Source organism: Flavobacterium sp. 28YEA47A, assembly GCF_041262125.1.
Lineage (GTDB): Bacteria > Bacteroidota > Bacteroidia > Flavobacteriales > Flavobacteriaceae > Flavobacterium.
The window spans coordinates 315,505-333,600 of the sequence record NZ_JBGCCI010000003.1; the positions used below are offsets into that span (position 1 = coordinate 315,505).

Below are 18,096 nucleotides of genomic sequence, written 5' to 3' on the forward strand. Positions count from 1 at the left end.
TTTTTTGAAAATATCGTACTTTGGCTTCAAATTTGATATTATATTATCCAAACAAAATTCATTTAATCATGAAAAAATTTATTGCTACTCTATCGGTATTTTTTGCATTCACAATTGCTTCATTTGCTCAGACAAGTCCAGCTGATCTTGCAAAAAAAGATGTTGCTTCCTTATCTGAAGCGGTAACATTGAACGAGCAGAATAAAGCTACGTTTTTGGAACTTTTCAAAAAGAAACACGAAGCATTGTCAAAACCAGGACTTACTGATGACAAGAAAAAAGTCATTTACAAATCGATTGACGCTAAGCTAAGAGGTACCTTAAGTGCCGAACAGATGGCAAAAATCGACAGCAATCCTGAATTATTAAAACAACTGACTCAGGAATAATCCCTGAGATTCAATACAAGAAAAAAGGCTTTCCAAATGGAAAGCCTTTTTATTTAGAATTGCTTCGACACCTTATCGACAGCATTTATTGTAAAATCTAAATCTTCATACGTCAGCGCATCTGTTATAAACCATGTTTCATAAGCCGACGGGGCTATATAAACTCCTTCTTGCAGCAGTCCATGAAAGAACTTTTTAAAATATTCATTATCTCCTTTTGAAGCCGATTGTAAATCTGTTACCGGATTTTCATCAAAATGCACCGAAATCATCGAACCTACCCTGTTAATCGTAAACTTGATTCCATTGGCAGTTAACTTTTCTCTTATGCCTTTCTCCAAATAGGCTGTCTTTTCATCCAATCTTTTAAATATAGCAGTATCTGTATTAAGTGCCCTTAACATTTCCAGGCCAGCAGCCATCGCTAAAGGATTTCCGGATAGTGTTCCCGCCTGATATACAGGTCCGACAGGTGCCAGATAATTCATAATTTCATTTCTCCCAGCAAACGCACCTACCGGAAGTCCGCCGCCAATCACCTTTCCAAAAGTTACAATATCAGCTTTTATACCAAAGAGTTCTTGCGCTCCACCTTTTGCAAGGCGAAATCCTGTCATAACTTCGTCAAAGATCAGCAATGTACCATTTTCATCGCAAAGATCCCTTAAAGCCTTTAAAAAGCCTTCTGACGGAGGAATACAACCCATGTTTCCAGCCACAGGCTCTATAATTATGGCTGCAATTTCGTTTTTATTAGCCTCAAATAAATCCGCTACATTTTGAATGTCATTATATCTGGCCAATAAAGTATCTTTTGCGGTTCCTTGTGTTACTCCCGGACTGTTTGGAGCTCCAAAAGTAATGGCGCCACTTCCTGCCTGGATTAAAAACGAATCAGAATGCCCGTGATAACAGCCAGAAAACTTGATAATCTTATCCCGTTTTGTATATCCTCTTGCCAATCGTATGGCGCTCATACAGGCTTCTGTTCCTGAATTTACAAATCGGATTTTATCAATATTTGGAACCATAGAAACTGCCAATTCTGCAATTTCGGTTTCTAAAGCAGTTGGCATACCGAAAGAAGTCCCCAGTTTAGCCTTTTCAATTACAGCATTGACAACAGGATCGTAAGCATGGCCCAATATCATTGGCCCCCAAGAATTAATATAATCAATCAGCCTGTTTCCATCTTCATCATACAGATAGGCACCTTTAGCAGATTTCACAAAAATAGGCGTTCCGCCAACAGCTTTAAACGCACGAACCGGAGAATTGACTCCTCCTGGAATTACTTTTTCAGCCTCAGCAAAAAGCTGGCTGCTTCTTTGATATAACATATTCTACTGGAACCCTTTCAGGGTTTTGAACCCTGAAAGGGTTAATTAAATTATTTTACTTTTATATATTGTCCAATCGAAATGGCATTATCCGAAAGGTTGTTCAATCTTTTCAAATCATCAACAGTGGTGTTGAATTTTTTTGAAATTGAATATAAGGTATCGCCTTTGGTTACTTCATAAAACCCTTCCGTATTACCTGGTCTTGTATTCACCGCTACAGGTTGGCTTTTTTGAATAGGCGTAAATTCTAAACCTAAAACCTCTGCATCATATTGATGTAAATTGTATCGTTCAATATAGCTAATCAGTTTCTCAGGATATTTTGGATCTGTTGCATATCCCGCGGCTTTCAATCCTCTTGCCCATCCTTGATAATCGCCTTTCTCTAACTTGAAAAGACTCGCATAGCGACTTCTTCCTGTCAAAAATTCTGCATGGTCTTTGTAGGATTCAGCAGGGTCGTTATATTTTCTGAAGCATTCCTGATCAGCATCGTCGTCATGACGAACACTTTCTCCAGTCCATCCTGTATGACATTTAATTCCAAAATGGTTATTGGCCGTTTTGCTTAACGTTCCTGAACCGGCTCCCGACTCCAAAATACCTTGGGCAAGAATAATACTTGCGGGAATTCCGTACTGCTTCATGTTGCCTTTTGCAATCTCTTTATATTGCAAAACATAACCATTCACTACGTCACTATATACGATTGTCTTTGAAGTTGATTCGATCACCTCAGTAGTACGACCTGAACCAGAACCGGATTTGTTAGTTGACACTGTTTTTCCAGTGTGGGATTTTCTTGTTGCTACTTCCCTTTTCGGCTTATATGCCGCTTTTTTTGTCGTAGCTACCTTTGACTTTGAAGAACCGCAACTAGCCAGCGTTGCAATTGCCAATAGAAAGAAGATTTTTTTAAACATTGATCTTTATTTTGGGTAATTGTTTATTCTCTAATACCGTATTCATTCCTTGAATACCCTGTAATCCTCCTGTGTGGATTATCAAGATTTTTGAATTGTCGGGAAAATAATTTTTCTCAATCAAATCTAAAACACCAAAGACTAGCTTACCAGTATAAACGGGGTCTAACGGAACATTATTATCCTGATAAAAATTATTTATAAATTCAATCAGTTCCAAATTGACTTTTCCGTAACCGCCGAAATGATAGTCAGCAATCAGCTCCCAATTTTCATTTGGGGCAAATTTACGAATTTCTTTTTTTAGGAAATCTCCTTTTAACGCCGGAAAGCCCAAAACTTTTTGATGTGGCAATGCCGCGTTACTAATTCCCGAAATTGTACCACCTGTCCCTACCGCACAACAGATATAGTCAAATTGCGCATCTTCAGGAACGAGGATTTCTTCACAGCCTTTTACAGCCAATTCATTTGTCCCGCCTTCCGGAATAAGATAAAAATCGCCGAACTTATCTTTTAATTCGCTCTCAAATTCCGGATTTTGCTTATCTGAATACTGCGTCCTTGAAACGAACTCAAATTGCATGCCGTTTTCTTGCGCAAATTTCAAAGTTGGATTTTCATCAATTTTTTCTCTTAATTCATCGCCCCTGATAATACCTAGGGTTTTGAAATTGTTTTCTTTCCCTGCAAAGGCTACAGCAGCAATATGATTGGAAAAAGCACCGCCAAAAGTCAGCAGTACAGCATGTCCTTCTTCTTTAGCCTTTAGCAGATTATATTTGAGCTTTCTATATTTATTTCCCGAAACAAATGGATGAATGAGATCTTCTCTTTTTATGAAAACGTCAACAGTGTTCTTCTTTAAAACAAATTGATTTTTTATCTCAATCATATTGTATTTAGGTTTAGGATATTTACAGATACTTTCGAAAGTCCCATAGCTTTCTATCTCTCATATAATCCAGATTAAATTCATTAGAATAGGCTTCCCTCTCAAAACTGATGTTTCTGTAAGCCAAGTTCTTATTTTTATATTGAATTAGCCTTATCGCATATTCTACGAAATACCACAGAAAAAAAGGAAGGATCAAAAACTCCAGTTGTTGGCGAATATGGATCTTTTCATGATTCACCAACACTTTATTAGCCTTATCAGGAGGATTCCTTAGAATTACAAAAGGGAACAATGTTATGCCGCGATAGCCTTTAGGAATTAAATATCTGGAAACGATTAGAAACATTCATTATAAAGTTTATAAATTTGTATTTATGAATGAGCAAAATAATGAAAATAAATTAAAAGAAGGCGAAGATTTTTATTATACGCCCGAAGGATACAAATGCTTTACAGAAAAATATCATTTAAAAAGAGGCTACTGCTGTAAAAGCGGATGCCGCCATTGCCCATATGGGTTTGATAAAAAAACGGGGACGAATAGAAAATAAGCAATCCTATTCTCAAGCTAAAAACAGAATTAGAATTAATATACTAACGAACCCAAAGCGGTTCTGAAAATTAACAACTAAAATGACTTTCCAAGAACAAATACAACAAGGCATCCCATCAGTGCTGCCACAACCTAAGCCATATGAAACAACTATAAACCATGCTCCAAAGCGAAAAGAAATCCTTTCTGCAGAAGAAAAAAAACTGGCCATCCGCAACGCGTTACGTTATTTTGACGCAAAACACCACGACATTTTAGCCAAAGAATTCAGAGAAGAATTAGAAACTTACGGCAGGATTTACATGTATCGCCTGCGTCCTGATTATAAAATGTATGCCCGTCCGATTTCAGAATATCCTGGAAAATCAGAACAAGCAAAAGCTATTATGCTGATGATCCAAAACAATTTGGATTATGCAGTAGCGCAGCACCCGCACGAACTGATTACCTATGGTGGTAATGGTGCTGTTTTCCAAAACTGGGCCCAATACCTGTTAACGATGAAATATCTTTCCGAAATGACCGACGAACAAACGCTGGTTATGTATTCCGGACATCCAATGGGATTATTTCCTTCACATAAAGAAGCACCAAGAGTTGTAGTTACTAACGGAATGGTCATTCCAAATTATTCTAAACCGGATGATTGGGAAAAATTCAATGCCTTAGGAGTTTCACAATACGGGCAGATGACGGCGGGAAGTTATATGTATATTGGCCCTCAGGGAATCGTACACGGAACAACAATTACCGTCCTTAACGGATTCCGAAAAATAAAAAAATCTCCAACTGGAAACCTGTTCGTTACTTCAGGATTAGGCGGAATGTCCGGAGCGCAGCCAAAAGCAGGAAATATTGCGGGATGCGTTACCGTTTGTGCAGAAGTCAATCCAAAAATCACACACATACGCCACTCACAAGGATGGATCAATGAAGTTGTCGAGAATATTGAAGAATTGGTTCCGAGAGTAAAAAAGGCGCTGGAAAACAAAGAAGTAGTTTCTATTGCCTATTTAGGAAATGTTGTCGATGTATGGGAACGATTCGATCAGGAAAACCTGCATATCGACTTAGGTTCTGACCAGACTTCTTTACATAATCCTTGGGCGGGCGGCTATTATCCTACCGGATACACTTTTGAAGAATCCAATGAGCTGATGGCTAATGATCCTGAAAAGTTTAAAGCTGAAGTACAAAAAACATTGCGTCGTCATGCAGCTGCCATCAACAAACATACAGCCAAAGGAACGTATTTCTTTGATTACGGGAATGCCTTCTTATTAGAAGCATCGCGTGCAGGCGCAGACGTAATGGCTGAAAACGGCATTGATTTCAAATATCCAAGCTACGTGCAGGATATCATGGGACCAATGTGCTTTGATTACGGATTCGGCCCTTTCCGTTGGGTTTGTGCTTCCGGAAAGCCAGAAGATTTGCAAAAAACAGACAAAATCGCCTCCAAAGTATTGGAAGAAATGTCCAAAACGGCTCCAGTTGAAATTCAACAGCAGATGCAGGATAATATCCAATGGATTAAAGGTGCTCAAGAAAATAAATTGGTCGTAGGTTCTCAGGCCAGAATCCTGTATGCTGATGCTGAAGGACGAATCAAGATTGCCGAAGCTTTTAATCAGGCTATTGCTAATGGAGAAATTGGATATGTGGTATTAGGCCGCGATCACCATGATGTTTCCGGAACAGACTCGCCTTACAGGGAGACTTCCAACATCTATGACGGCTCCCGTTTTACAGCAGATATGGCTATCCATAACGTCATTGGTGACAGCTTTAGAGGTGCAACCTGGGTTTCTATCCATAATGGCGGCGGCGTTGGCTGGGGCGAGGTTATCAATGGCGGCTTTGGTATGGTTCTTGATGGTTCAAAAGAAGCATCCAGACGTCTGGAATCCATGCTATTCTGGGATGTAAACAACGGTATTTCCCGAAGAAGCTGGGCGAGAAACGACGGCGCCATTTTTGCTATCAAAAGAGCTATGGAAGTACAACCATTATTAAAAGTTACACTTCCGAATATGGTGGACGATAGCCTTTTGGATTTTTAATATTTTCATCAAGCAATCATGAAAACACTAAATAGTATTTCATTAATGTTTATGAGCCTTGGGTTCTTTGTTCTCGGGATGCTTTTTGAAAATGTACGACTGAAGATTGTTGTATTGACCGCCGCAGCAATTTTAAGTATTGCCGCTGCAATAAAAAGCTTTCAGGAAAAGAAAAAGAACAAATAACTTATTCTCAATAAAATATTAAATAAATTACTATGAAAACGATTAAATTTTTACCCATGCTCTTCCTTTTTGTCTTGGCATCCTGCTCCTCTGTGCAAGTAGCTACCGATTATGACAAAAATGTTAATTTTGAAAATTACAAATCATTTGCTTTTTTCAAACCCGGAATTGACAAAGTCGAAATTTCAGATCTTGATAAGAGAAGAATACTGAATGCTATTGATGCAGAATTAACTGCCAAAGGAATAACAAAAAGCGAAAATCCTGACCTTTTGGTTAACATTTTCACCAAGTCCCGCCAACAAGTTGACGTAAACCAGTTCAATGCGGGCTGGGGATACGGCTGGGGATGGGGATGGAATCCTTGGATGTGGGGCGGCAGCAGTACTACCGTTTCTACCTCAACAGAAGGAACTTTATATATCGACCTGATTGATGCCCGAAAAAAGGAATTAATCTGGCAAGGTGAAGGTGTAGGTGTACTTACACAAAACATCAACAAAAAGGATGCACGTATCCAAGAATTTGTCAAAAAAATCCTGGAGAAATATCCTCCAGGAAAAAAATAAGAGTAGAACTTAAAAAAAATTGAAAGCCGCAAGAAATTGCGGTTTTCAATTTTAAGCTTTTAAACTATTCCCTACATATATCCTCCTTTATTTTTTTATCTTTTTTTAAGACTTCTTTCTAGTAAAGATTTGTAATTTTACAAAAACTACAACGTTTGAAAACATGAATGCATCATTTGAAAGCAACCCATTAATTGACCGACTTCCTGAACATTTAAAGCAATTTATAAAACCACAGGATTACGAAGACTATACACCTATCAACCAGGCTGTATGGCGTTACGTAATGCGTAAAAATGTGGATTATCTTTCAAAAGTAGCACACAATTCTTATCTCGACGGACTGAAAAAAACAGGACTGGAGGTAGAAAATATACCAAACATGTATGGAATGAACCGCATCCTAAAAGAAATAGGATGGGCGGCCGTAGCTGTTGACGGGTTTATCCCGCCGAATGCTTTTATGGAATTTCAGGCCTATAATGTTTTGGTAATCGCTTCAGACATTCGACAATTAGAACATATTGAATATACACCTGCTCCGGATATTATCCACGAAGGTGCCGGCCACGCTCCTATTATTGCCAATCCGGAATATGCAGAATACCTTAGACGGTTTGGTGAAATTGGCTGCAAAGCTATTTCGTCTTCCAGAGATTATGAAATGTATGAAGCCATCCGACTACTTTCTATCCTGAAAGAAGCCGAAGGAACGCCTCAGGACGAAATTGATGCCATCGAAAAAAGAGTTGATGACCTGCAAAACGATATGGGCGAATTGTCTGAAATGGCGCTTATCAGAAATCTGCATTGGTGGACAGTGGAATACGGGCTGATTGGCGACATCACTAACCCAAAAATTTACGGTGCCGGATTACTTTCCTCTATTGGAGAAAGTACCTGGTGCATGACAGATAATGTAAAAAAGATTCCTTACGATATTACTGCAGCTTTCCAGAGTTTTGACATTACGAAACCTCAGCCGCAGCTTTTTGTTACTCCGGATTTTGCACACTTAAATCAGGTGCTGGAAGAGTTTGCCAATACAATGGCTTTGAGAACCGGAGGATTATCCGGTCTTCAAAAGTTAATACATTCAAAAGCTTTAGGCACGATTGAATTAAGCACCGGAATCGAGATTTCTGGCGTATTTACCAACGTTATTGAAAGCGAAGGCAAACCTGTTTATGTACAGACAACCGGAGAAACGGCTTTATCTTATAGAGAAAAAGAATTGGTTGGCCATTCTTCGTCTTACCATGCAGAAGGTTTTGGAAGTCCGATCGGGAAGCTAAAAGGAATCAATCTGGCTATAGAAGATATGAGCCCGAGAGACCTAAAAGCCTACGGCATTTACGAAGGAGAACGTGTTACGCTTGAATTCCAGGGCGATATTACCGTTACGGGAGAGATTATTACCGGCACAAGAAACATACAGGGGAAAATCATCCTGATTAGTTTTAAAAATTGTACGGTGACCCATAACGACACTGTCCTTTTCCAACCAGAATGGGGAATCTATGACATGGCAGTTGGTAAAAAAGTGATTTCTGCATTCTCTGGCCCGGCCGATGTAAAAAGTTTTAACCTGGTGAGCCATGTGCCTTCCAGCAAGACTATTAAAGCTAAAAAAAGCACAGAAAGAGAAGAACTGGAAAGCCTTTACCTGAACATCAGAAATATGCGTGAAGGAAAGACTCCGTTTATGACTATTGAAAAGACTTTTGAAATACTAAAAGAAAACCACCCTAAAGACTGGCTTTTAGCTGTTGAAATTGCCGAATTGCTTGACAAGAATCACCAAACTGATTTCTTACAGGAAGTTCTTATCTATCTTGAAAAACTAAAACAAAACCGTCCTGAAGTAGCGCATCTTATATCGGGTGGATTAGAATTAATTTTCGAGAACGAAAGCGTTTAATATTACACCGAAAATAATACGGAATCGATTGGCTAAAGCAACACTTTGTCAATCGATTCTTCATTTATAATCTGCCCGTCATATCGCAACGTCCATCCCATTGAATTGGTAGTAATCAATATTTTGGAAAGTTCGCTAATCAGGCGATTCTGGGCATTTGTTTTCAATGATGATTTTTCTATTTTTTTAGCCAGATTAGCTTTTACAGACTTGTTGATTTTGTTATAATCATCACCCGTAAAAGGATTCATACGGCTTTGGTTGATGTCATAGAATTTGATATCAGGGTTTATTTTTATTTCTTCTTTAGGAATGTATTTGATTGTTATTGTCTTATTTTTTTCATCAACATCATACTTCATCTGTCGTAAGTCATAAGAAACGGTGACATCTGCATTTACAATAACAAGTGCTTTTTTCTCAAAAGAAATCAAATCCATCAAATACTTCTCCTGATCTTTATAGGTAAGAACTTCTGCAAAATGTCCTTCGGTAACAATCAGCTTGCCTACATTCACGATCCGCTCCTGGATAAGATTGGTATCATATTCTATAGTCGATTTGTCATCTTTTTTGAATTCGCAAAAACGAAAAGCCAAAATAATAATCACAACTACTCCGGCATAAATAAGGATTCTTCGCATTACTTTTTTCTATAAAGTTACAGAATTTTAATAATGCCATGCAAAGATTTTATTTTATATCAGCTTGTTATTCTTGGCTTTTTCAATGGCCTCAATCTTATTATGCACCTGTAGTTTGCCGTAAATATTCTCAATATGTTTTCTCACCGTACCAGGTGAAAGAATAAGATTATCTGCTATGACATTATAACTCAAACCCTTGCTCAGTTGTTCCAGAACTTCAATTTCTCGTGTTGTAAGTTTGATTTCATCAGCGCATTTTCGTTCAAATTCTATCGGATTCCGAAGCAGTTTTAATGTTTTTAAGGCAATTGACGGATTCATTGCCGCGCCTCCATTCATCGTTTCCACTATACCCTGACACAAATCTTTAGCGTTAACTTCTTTCAGCAAATAACCGTCGGCACCGACTTTGATGGCGTTAAAAATATTTTCGTCATTATCAAAAACAGTCAGCATGATAATCTTAATGTGCGGGTATTTGTTTTTCACACGCTCCGTGGCCTCAATACCATCCATTTCAGGCATTTCTATATCCATTAGTATCAAATCGATATTATGGTTGTCCTCTAATTTTTCAAGTAATTCTTTTCCATTCAGCGCTGTGAACCGGCACTGCAATTCGGTAAAAAAAGACAATTTTTCTACAATGGTTTTCTGTAAAAAATGATTATCGTCTACTATGGCTATCTTGATGGACATGGTATTTGTTTTTGATTATGCCTATTGTGGAAGAAACAGTTTCATAACTGTCCCCTCGCCTGGTTCAGAATTAAGTTCAATTTCTCCTCCAATTTCTTTGGCTCGTTTTCGGATATTATTAAGCCCGTTGCCGTCATTTGTAGTATCTAAATCGAATCCTTTACCATTATCGGCTACTTCTATAGCCAATTTATCCTGGTTGCTATCAATCGTTACAGTTATTTTGCTAGCCCCGGAATGTTTTATAGCATTGTTTACCGCTTCCTGAATAATCCTGTATATATTCATTCCTTCTACAGACGTAAATGATTTTTTATTGAGATTATCATTAGAAAAGGCAAACCGAAAATCAATTCCGATAGATGAAATCTTGGCATTATCGATAAAATTCGATATCCTTGATTTCAAATCTTCAAAAGTGATCTGGTTCATGTTCATCGCCCAAATCGTATCCCGAAGTTCATAGATGGTTTCTTTGGTAAATTCACTGATTCCCGTTAGTCGATTTTGCAACTTTTCATCTTCAATCCGGAAGCCATATTTGAGATTGTCTATCGAAGAAATAATAAAAGTAAGTTGTGCACCTATAGTGTCGTGCAAATCTCTTGAAATTCGGAGTCTTTGCTCTTGTAATTTATTTTGGGTCTCAATTTTTAAGAGCGCATCTTTCAATTCATTTTCTTTTTGAAGCTGCCGGTTTTTTAGCTTCTGTCGGTTGAAAAATTGCCATCCCATCAATATCGAAAGCAGCAACAGAAAAACAAACGCCATAATCATAAGGTTTTTGCGTTCAATCTTCAACTCATTTTCGGCTATTTGTGTTCTTTGAATAAGAATTTCTCTTTCCTTTTTTTCCGTTTCATATTGGGTTTCCAGCTCAAAAACTGCTTTGGTTTTTTCTTCTTCAAAAAGCGCATCCCTACCTTTAGAATAGGCACTTGATAACTCATAGGCTTTTAAATAATTTCCAACACCCGCATAAGCATTAGCCAAGTTTTTTAAGGTATTGATCTCTAGAGGAAATAATTTTGCTTTTTTTATATAACCTAAGGCTTCCTCAGAAATACGGATACTTTCCTTAAACTTTGATTGCTTGTTAAGGCATCTGGAATATGCATTTGAGACGTTGCCAATTTCATAATCATTCTGAAATTTCTTGTGCAAATTGATGGCCTGCAAATAAAATTCTTCTGCTTTGCCATATTCTTTCAGGCTATCATAAGCAATCGCAATATTGGAAATAGGATACCCTACATACCTGTCATATGCCAGTTTTTGATAGCCTTCTTTTGCCAGTTCTGAATAGCGTATGGATTCCCTGAATTTTTTGAAATCGATTAAAACAGAACCAATATTTCCAGATGTAGCCGCAAAACCGAATTCTGATTTATTTCGGGCATATATGGCATTTGCTTTTTTATAATAGTCCAATGATTTTTCGTATTCTTTCTGAGTTTTATAAACGATTCCGATGTTTACATAGGTCATTGCTATTTTTTCACTGTCTTTTTTCCTTTCATATATTTTCAGGGCTTTGAAATAATTTTTCAGGGCTTCCTGAAATTTTCCTTGCTGGTCGAGACAAACTCCCGTATTATTGAAAGAATCTGCTGTCCCGATCTGGTCTTTTAATTTGACACGGATTGCCAGTGCTTTCTTATGGTAAAAAAGTGCGGAATCCAGTTTGCTTCGGGTTTCATAATTTAAGGCAATGCTGTTATAGCTTACAGAAATCAGACTGTCATTTTTGAGTTCCTGTGAGGTTCTCAATGCTTCTTGGGCATATAAGAGCGAATTTTTAGGATTGGAGCTTAACAATTCGTCCGAAAGCAGAATCAAGGATTTGGCTTTTGAAACGCTGCTTTTGGAATAAATCTGCTTTTTTAAGCTGTCGATTTTTGTTTTATTGGCTTGGCCGAAACCGGAAATAGTTCCAAACAGGAAGAGAACCGCCAAAATGAATTTAGTTTTTAAGTGCATAGTTCCAGGATATAACAGACAAAAAACAGTTTGGGCTCTTTAAATATACAAAAATAATCCTTGCATTATTTTGAAAAAGCCCTTTCCAGGCGCACAAAACTATTTTTCCCGCTGCGGCCTGAAAAGGACAAGTCAACAACTTTTATTGTTGTGTTAGATAGTAGTGAGTATTGCTTTATTGAGTCTGGATTTTAGCTTTGAACCTTCCTTCGGTAATCTCTGCACTTTCTGTCGGATTTGAGATATTCTCCGGTGCTGTCGCAGAAAAAGTCCCTTTAACATACGTATCTGTCACTTCAGTAATTTCAACCAAACCATCGCCTCGAACCGAAGTGAAAGTTCTGAACTGACCTACCGTAGCACCTGCTTTTAGATAATTAATATAGCCTGCCGTGAGGTTATTGTTCCCAGAAGTATAGCTTCCAACTCCCTCATAATTCATGACTTGAATCTGAATCGAGTTCCCACCATTATCACTGCTTTGAATGACAAGAACATTGTTTGTAATCACAGCCATCGGATCAAAATGATTGGAATTCGAATAATTAGCGCCATTTACCTTTGCATTTAAAGAAAAACCTCCCGATGACGATCCGTTACTGTCATCGCTACTGCATGAGAATAAAATTGTTACCAAAAGGTACATTGTTCCAAATGTTTTTAACGTTTTCATAGTTTACATAGTTTTATGGTTAGTTATTGAATTTGCTTCAAGATGGTAGTGATAAAGGATCTCACTATTTTATAAGCTTCTTTGTGTCTTTTTGAAGTGAAAGCGACAGAGCAGAAACATACATTTTGAAAGCGTTAATCATCGACTGCGGATTAAAACCTCTTTCTGTCCAGAAATACGCTATGTAATTAATCGAGTTATTTTTTTCGATATAATAGCTCTTTATCAAAATGATTTCAGTGTTCAAAAGGTTCATCAATTCCAAAGCATCTTTTTGAGAAGTCCCGGCAACCAAAGAATACGAACTGCTAAAAGAAACATATCTTTTTGAAGGATCGAGATCAATAAACACATCATAGGTGTCCTGTACCTTGATAAACTCATTTTGGGTTTCCAAAACCTTGATATACGCATTTTCAAATGTCTGTTTTAAAAATGCCGGAGTCAGGTTTTCTGCCGGAACCAAATTTTGGGAGAAAGCTGTCGTTCCAAGAAAAAAAAGAAATACGATAGCCAGTTTTGAAAGTAAAGTTGTTGGTTTCATAATAAATTGTTTTTTAGGTTTAACACTCCAAAATTCTTTTAATTCCAAACAAAAAAAAATACGGCAGATGCCGTATTCTTATAAAAATAAACTCATTTTCATCTCAAAACTCCATAAAAGGATACTTGGATTGCAAAACCAATATCTTATTTTGAAGGCTTTCTAAAAATCTTTGGTGTTGTTCTGATTGCGGATTAAATGACCTGTGGCTTAAGCCTTTCCTAATACTGTCTACTTCCGGCATTACAAAAAATGCATCTTCCAAAATCCAGGTTTCAGCAAATCGTTTCCATATATAATCAATCGCCATCGAACTTGGATGGATCATGTCTTCCGCATAAAAACGGTAATCACGCAGCTCATCCATCATAATCTCATAGCTTGGAAAATAATGGGCGTCATTTGTGGAATGGATAACTTCATGAAGGCCTGAAATCAAATTGGCCTTGCTCCATTGGTTTTCGACAAAACCGTCTTTGATATGGCGTACCGGAGAAACCGTAAATATCAGCTTCGCCTTTGGATTGAAAGACAAAACGGCTTTAACAATTTCTGAAAGGCTCTCTTTAATTTGTGAAACAGTAAGCAATTCTTTTTTAAACGCTGCCTGTGGCACTTTATGGCAATTGGCAACTATTGTGTCCGTTTCAATTTTTCGATAAACCCAGGAGGTTCCTAAAGTGATTATGAGATGAGTGCTTTCTAGTAAAGCGTTATGCAAAAATTCTATGTTTGAATTAAGATTCTTCAAAAACACCGTCTTGTCTGTATGACTTAACTCAGAATGCACGTCAAAAGAATGCCATCTTTCGTTATGAAAAAAAACATCTTCTTCTGTAAATTGTTCCTGACGAATCGCTTTCTGTATTATTTTATTTAATGCTAACGGATGAAACAAAATCCCAAAAGGATTAGTCGTGTTTCGGAATTTAAAATAATCCAGCTTGTTTCCCATGTTCTCGGCAAAGCACGAGCCCAACGAAACAATTTTCGAACTATAGTCAATCGGATGATAGCTTTTAGGTATTGGAATAGGAGTAGCAAATTGCATTTGTTGAGAATTTTAGTTGCAAAGATAAGAAACTAGTGGACAGTGGATAGTTGATAGTGGACAGTGGATAGTGGATAGTTGGGGAGACAAAAAACGGCTTTGATAAAGCCGTTTTTTGTGTTATAGTACAGGTGTGTAGCGTCTGGGTGCTTGTCCTGACAAGACTTTGGCAATTTGGTCGGATATTTCTCCGTTAATTAGGCGATCGAGCCAGAAAAATTCTCCTGCCGAATTTATTTCGAGGAAATAATGTTCATTTTCAGGAGTAACAATAATGTCAATGGCTCCATAATTAATCTGGTAGATGTCCATCATTTTCAATAGTTTTTCTTTTACAGACTGTGGCAAATCATAGGGTTCCCATTTATCCAGCAGTTCAACACCTTCACGTCGCCAGTCGATTTTAGCATTGTCTAGTTTTTGGGAATCCACCGCAAAAGAAAAAACAGCATCACCCACTATGGTTATCCGAAGTTCTTTCTGCTTTTCGAGTTTTTCCTGAAACTGCATAGGGCAATACTGCAAACTGTCAATCGTATCCAGATTGTCTTCAGTAATCACATTTGTAAAAACCACATGCTCTACGCCGCTCCTGTCAATCGCAAAAGAACTTTGCATTTTTGTGATTGCTCCTTTAGGATGTGACAGCACAAATCTTTTTGCTTCGTCCGGATTATTGGTAATGCATGTTTCCGGGATTTTTAATCCTAAGGCAGAAGCAATTTTCATCTGCTCCTCTTTGCTGTCCAGCCTTCTGTATTGGCTGAATTTCCCTATCTGAAAACAATTCAGACTTTCCAACATACCGAAAAGCGTAGTTCTTATTTCGCCATGAGCGGAGGACAAGTATTCGCCTTCAAGCACGCTACTTAAGCCGCTTCCCAGGTTATGACTTCGTCTGTACCATAACGCATCAATGTCGTGGAAGGACTCTCTTTCTCCGTTATGGTCGAGATAAACTTTCCATTGTCCGCCTTCATAACAGCTTGTCAGCCGGTAGCGTAACGGATACAGATCCACATTAAAACGTATGGCTCTCGTATTGTATTTTTTTAGCTGTTCTGTAACAGTCTCTATAGATTCATTATCCTGGCTATGTGTGATTATCAATACTTTTTTCATAAAGAATAATTTGGGGAGTTTAAATAATGTTAACTCAGTTTGGAAACTAATTTTTCGGCTATGGTTTCTCCAATAGGATAGCCCAAATCTCTTTGCAGCATTCCCCATTCGCCCTGAGGATTTACCTCCAGAAAAATATAGCGTCCGTCCTGATGGCGGATCATATCAATAGCACCAAAAAAAAGCCCCATCTGCTGCATCATTTTTGTGAGTGATTTTGCAACCGAGTCTGGTAACATATACGATTCCCATTTTAAATAAATGTCTGTCGCAATCCGCCAGTCCGTTTTGCCTCGTTCTGACCGTCCAGCATTAATTTTTCCGGCAAAAAATTCGCCGTCAACATAAATGACGCGAAGTTCATAGGCTTTGGGAATCATTTCCTGAAAAATCATAGGGCAGTAAACGAGCGTGGCAAGGCCTTTAAGATTTGGCTCTGTGATCTGCGTAGTAGGAAAAAAAGACGCACTGCCTGACATGCTTCTTGAAAGCGTGCCGTGAAGCTTGGCAATCATCAGCTTATTGCATTCTTCATAGAAAAATGCTTTTACCTTTTCCTGATTGTTTGTAAAAAGACTTTTGGGTATCTCGATGCCATTTTGGGAAGCTACCGATAATTGTCCGAATTTGTTATTACTAATTTCATGATCTTTTGCCATCGGATTAAACCAGGGAACACCGTTCAGCGATTCAAAAAAGATATTCCGCATGGTATAATATTCCTGAAAATAAATCTCTTTGAAATCGTCGTCAAGTTCATCGGGAATTTCAGCCTGCCATAACTTGCGATACCACACGGCTTCAACAGCATCAGCATAAATAGTATGCCCGTCAATTTGAACATGGACAATATTCTCCGGTTCTGAAAACGAATAATCAAAAGATAATTGGTGCGAAAAAAGGTCTGTATTCATTCTATAAGCCTCTTTTCCTAGTTCTTTTAGCCGTTTCATCACTATATCAATGGTATAGAGATCATTACTGTGCGTCAGACAAAGTATCATTAAATTGGGGAATTATTTAAATAAAAAAGCCCAAGCATATATCCTGAGCTCAAAAGAAAGCAACAGTATTTCCAAATAAAAATACTGTTGCTATCATTAAGTCTTACAATTCAACTCCAGATTCATCATTATCTGACGGGTATTTCATCGTCTGATAAAGATCTTTGATTCTGCTGGTGATGACTTGGCCTGGACCATCTTCACCGTCTGATGGGAACTTAAGAGTTACGACATCAGTACCGCCATTGATCTGTTCCATTTCCTTTTCAGGAACTTGGCTTTCCAAAAAGTTAGCAAAAAAAGGCTTTTTCAATTTTTTGTCATTTTCCATGATAATAAATTTGGGATTAATACTATGTTTTTCTTTTTCAGTCCTAAGATAAAAAAATTACCAAAACAATTTCAATTTATAGTGCTGAAAATCAAAATTTTAACACCGTAAGTTCGCAATTAGCGAACACAAATCAGGTAAGAAATGGCTCACAGTCCCATGTTTGACAGGCTTTAACCTAAAATAATTCTTCACCTATCACCCTAAAGACTGCTGTCCTGTTTCGCCCTCAACATTGGCTAATTTACGTCCTCTTATTTCCACTGTTTCAATTTATCTTTGTAAAAGGCAAAAACAAAATCAATCATTTTAAAAAAACAAACAATGAACAATTCAAACCAGACAATTACCGTAGAAACTACCGTAAAAGCTCCTCTATCAAAAGTATGGCAGGGCTTTACAGAACCGCAACACATCATGAACTGGTCTTTCGCTTCTGACGAATGGCATGCTCCGGAAGCAGAAAACGACCTAAGAGTTGGAGGAAAATTCAGAACAAAGATGGCTGCAAAAGACGGCAGCATGGGCTTTGATTTTGGAGGCGAATACACTGATGTCGTGAATCACAAAAAAATCGAATATGTGATGGGTGATGGCCGTCGTGTAAGCATTGCTTTCGAAGACTTAGGAGACAGTGTTAAAGTAAGCGAAACCTTTGATCCTGAAAACACGCATCCTGTCGAATTTCAAAAAGCAGGATGGCAGGTCATTATGGATAACTTTAAAAAGTATACAGAAACGCTTTAAACTATTTTCACAACTAAAAAACAATAATCATGGTAAAAGAATTTTGGATCAATCTTCCAACAAAAGACATCGGCAAGACCCGAACTTTCTTCAAAGCTATCGGCTTTACAGAAAATTCACAATTTAGCGAAAACCCTACTATGGCTTCTTTTTTTGTAGGAGACAAGAATGTGGTGGTTAATTTCTTTCCCGAAACGCTTTTTAAGAGCTTTAGCGGCAACGAAATCGCAGATACGACAAAAGGTACCGAAGCTCTGTTTTCAATCGATGCACAGTCTCCCAGCGAAGTCGATGAGCTGGCTAAAAAGGCAGTAGCTGCCGGAGCTGTGCTTTATGCCAATCCGGGCGAGAAAGACGGCTGGATGTATGGCTGCGGATTCAGCGACCATGACGGACATCGTTGGAACGTGCTTTTTATGGATTTCAGCAAAATGCCGCAACAATAATAAATCC

General features: G+C 37.9%; 21 protein-coding genes. 8 read left to right on the forward strand and 13 right to left on the reverse strand.

What is annotated here, in order from left to right; translation table 11 throughout:
- Positions 1 to 68 precede the first annotated feature (68 nt).
- Positions 69 to 389 (forward strand): hypothetical protein, encoded by a 321-nt coding sequence (locus ABH942_RS05825; protein ID WP_370030057.1) that lies wholly within the window; start codon positions 69 to 71, stop codon positions 387 to 389.
- Positions 390 to 442: 53 nt separating this feature from the next.
- Here ABH942_RS05825 and hemL read toward each other — a convergent pair whose 3' ends face one another.
- Genes hemL through ABH942_RS05845 form a run of 4 tightly spaced genes read right to left on the reverse strand, consistent with a single transcriptional unit; the run spans position 443 to position 3,899 of the window.
- Positions 443 to 1,729 carry a glutamate-1-semialdehyde 2,1-aminomutase gene (gene hemL / locus ABH942_RS05830; RefSeq protein WP_370030059.1) on the reverse strand — a complete coding sequence of 429 codons (1,287 nt, stop codon included), beginning with the start codon at positions 1,727 to 1,729 and terminating at the stop codon, positions 443 to 445.
- 50 nt (positions 1,730 to 1,779) lie between these two features.
- The gene (locus ABH942_RS05835) at positions 1,780 to 2,655 is read right to left on the reverse strand and encodes a glucosaminidase domain-containing protein (protein WP_370030061.1); all 876 of its coding nucleotides are present in this window, start codon (positions 2,653 to 2,655) and stop codon (positions 1,780 to 1,782) included.
- Positions 2,648 to 3,550 (reverse strand): 1-aminocyclopropane-1-carboxylate deaminase/D-cysteine desulfhydrase, encoded by a 903-nt coding sequence (locus ABH942_RS05840; RefSeq protein WP_370030063.1) that lies wholly within the window; start codon positions 3,548 to 3,550, stop codon positions 2,648 to 2,650. Before ABH942_RS05840 ends, ABH942_RS05835 begins: the two co-directional genes overlap by 8 nt.
- Positions 3,551 to 3,572: 22 nt before the next feature.
- Positions 3,573 to 3,899, reverse strand: coding sequence for a hypothetical protein (locus tag ABH942_RS05845; protein WP_370030065.1), 327 nt, complete (start codon positions 3,897 to 3,899; stop codon positions 3,573 to 3,575).
- Positions 3,900 to 3,927: 28 nt separating this feature from the next.
- On the opposite strand from ABH942_RS05845, the gene ABH942_RS05850 reads away from it, so the two are divergent.
- The 5 genes from ABH942_RS05850 (at position 3,928) to ABH942_RS05870 (ending at position 8,845) form a co-directional block, all read left to right on the forward strand.
- Positions 3,928 to 4,104 carry a DUF5522 domain-containing protein gene (locus tag ABH942_RS05850; RefSeq protein WP_370030067.1) on the forward strand — a complete coding sequence of 59 codons (177 nt, stop codon included), beginning with the start codon at positions 3,928 to 3,930 and terminating at the stop codon, positions 4,102 to 4,104.
- An 82-nt stretch (positions 4,105 to 4,186) separates the two neighbouring features.
- On the forward strand, positions 4,187 to 6,169 hold the full coding sequence (locus tag ABH942_RS05855; protein WP_370030069.1) for a urocanate hydratase: 1,983 nt from the start codon (positions 4,187 to 4,189) through the stop codon (positions 6,167 to 6,169).
- A gap of 18 nt (positions 6,170 to 6,187) precedes the next feature.
- Complete coding sequence (locus tag ABH942_RS05860) at positions 6,188 to 6,355, forward strand: hypothetical protein (RefSeq protein WP_370030071.1); 168 nt, start codon at positions 6,188 to 6,190, stop codon at positions 6,353 to 6,355.
- 32 nt (positions 6,356 to 6,387) lie between these two features.
- A complete protein-coding gene (locus ABH942_RS05865; RefSeq protein WP_370030073.1) occupies positions 6,388 to 6,924 on the forward strand; it encodes a DUF4136 domain-containing protein in 537 nt (178 codons plus the stop codon).
- A 163-nt stretch (positions 6,925 to 7,087) separates the two neighbouring features.
- A complete protein-coding gene (locus ABH942_RS05870; protein WP_370030075.1) occupies positions 7,088 to 8,845 on the forward strand; it encodes an aromatic amino acid hydroxylase in 1,758 nt (585 codons plus the stop codon).
- A gap of 32 nt (positions 8,846 to 8,877) precedes the next feature.
- Here the strand turns inward: ABH942_RS05870 and ABH942_RS05875 are convergent, their stop codons facing one another.
- From ABH942_RS05875 to ABH942_RS05915, 9 genes are all read right to left on the reverse strand, one after another.
- Complete coding sequence (locus ABH942_RS05875) at positions 8,878 to 9,489, reverse strand: DUF4230 domain-containing protein (RefSeq protein ID WP_370030077.1); 612 nt, start codon at positions 9,487 to 9,489, stop codon at positions 8,878 to 8,880.
- 54 nt (positions 9,490 to 9,543) lie between these two features.
- The gene (locus tag ABH942_RS05880; protein ID WP_370030079.1) at positions 9,544 to 10,191 is read right to left on the reverse strand and encodes a response regulator; all 648 of its coding nucleotides are present in this window, start codon (positions 10,189 to 10,191) and stop codon (positions 9,544 to 9,546) included.
- Positions 10,192 to 10,212: 21 nt separating this feature from the next.
- Positions 10,213 to 12,171 (reverse strand): tetratricopeptide repeat protein, encoded by a 1,959-nt coding sequence (locus tag ABH942_RS05885; RefSeq protein ID WP_370030081.1) that lies wholly within the window; start codon positions 12,169 to 12,171, stop codon positions 10,213 to 10,215.
- A gap of 175 nt (positions 12,172 to 12,346) precedes the next feature.
- Positions 12,347 to 12,844 carry a hypothetical protein gene (locus ABH942_RS05890; protein WP_370030083.1) on the reverse strand — a complete coding sequence of 166 codons (498 nt, stop codon included), beginning with the start codon at positions 12,842 to 12,844 and terminating at the stop codon, positions 12,347 to 12,349.
- Positions 12,845 to 12,908: 64 nt separating this feature from the next.
- The gene (locus ABH942_RS05895; protein WP_370030085.1) at positions 12,909 to 13,388 is read right to left on the reverse strand and encodes a hypothetical protein; all 480 of its coding nucleotides are present in this window, start codon (positions 13,386 to 13,388) and stop codon (positions 12,909 to 12,911) included.
- A gap of 103 nt (positions 13,389 to 13,491) precedes the next feature.
- Positions 13,492 to 14,439, reverse strand: coding sequence for a GSCFA domain-containing protein (locus tag ABH942_RS05900; RefSeq protein WP_370030087.1), 948 nt, complete (start codon positions 14,437 to 14,439; stop codon positions 13,492 to 13,494).
- A gap of 120 nt (positions 14,440 to 14,559) precedes the next feature.
- Positions 14,560 to 15,561, reverse strand: coding sequence for an MvdC/MvdD family ATP grasp protein (locus tag ABH942_RS05905; RefSeq protein WP_370030089.1), 1,002 nt, complete (start codon positions 15,559 to 15,561; stop codon positions 14,560 to 14,562).
- Positions 15,562 to 15,590: 29 nt separating this feature from the next.
- On the reverse strand, positions 15,591 to 16,565 hold the full coding sequence (locus ABH942_RS05910) for an MvdC/MvdD family ATP grasp protein (RefSeq protein WP_370030091.1): 975 nt from the start codon (positions 16,563 to 16,565) through the stop codon (positions 15,591 to 15,593).
- A 103-nt stretch (positions 16,566 to 16,668) separates the two neighbouring features.
- Positions 16,669 to 16,896, reverse strand: a complete 228-nt coding sequence (locus tag ABH942_RS05915) for a microviridin/marinostatin family tricyclic proteinase inhibitor (RefSeq protein WP_370030093.1) — start codon at positions 16,894 to 16,896, stop codon at positions 16,669 to 16,671.
- A gap of 324 nt (positions 16,897 to 17,220) precedes the next feature.
- Here ABH942_RS05915 and ABH942_RS05920 point away from each other — a divergent pair, with 324 nt between their 5' ends.
- Together ABH942_RS05920 and ABH942_RS05925 are read left to right on the forward strand one after the other, a co-directional pair.
- Positions 17,221 to 17,643 (forward strand): SRPBCC family protein, encoded by a 423-nt coding sequence (locus ABH942_RS05920; protein WP_370030095.1) that lies wholly within the window; start codon positions 17,221 to 17,223, stop codon positions 17,641 to 17,643.
- A gap of 29 nt (positions 17,644 to 17,672) precedes the next feature.
- On the forward strand, positions 17,673 to 18,089 hold the full coding sequence (locus ABH942_RS05925) for a VOC family protein (protein ID WP_370030097.1): 417 nt from the start codon (positions 17,673 to 17,675) through the stop codon (positions 18,087 to 18,089).
- Positions 18,090 to 18,096: the final 7 nt, after the last annotated feature.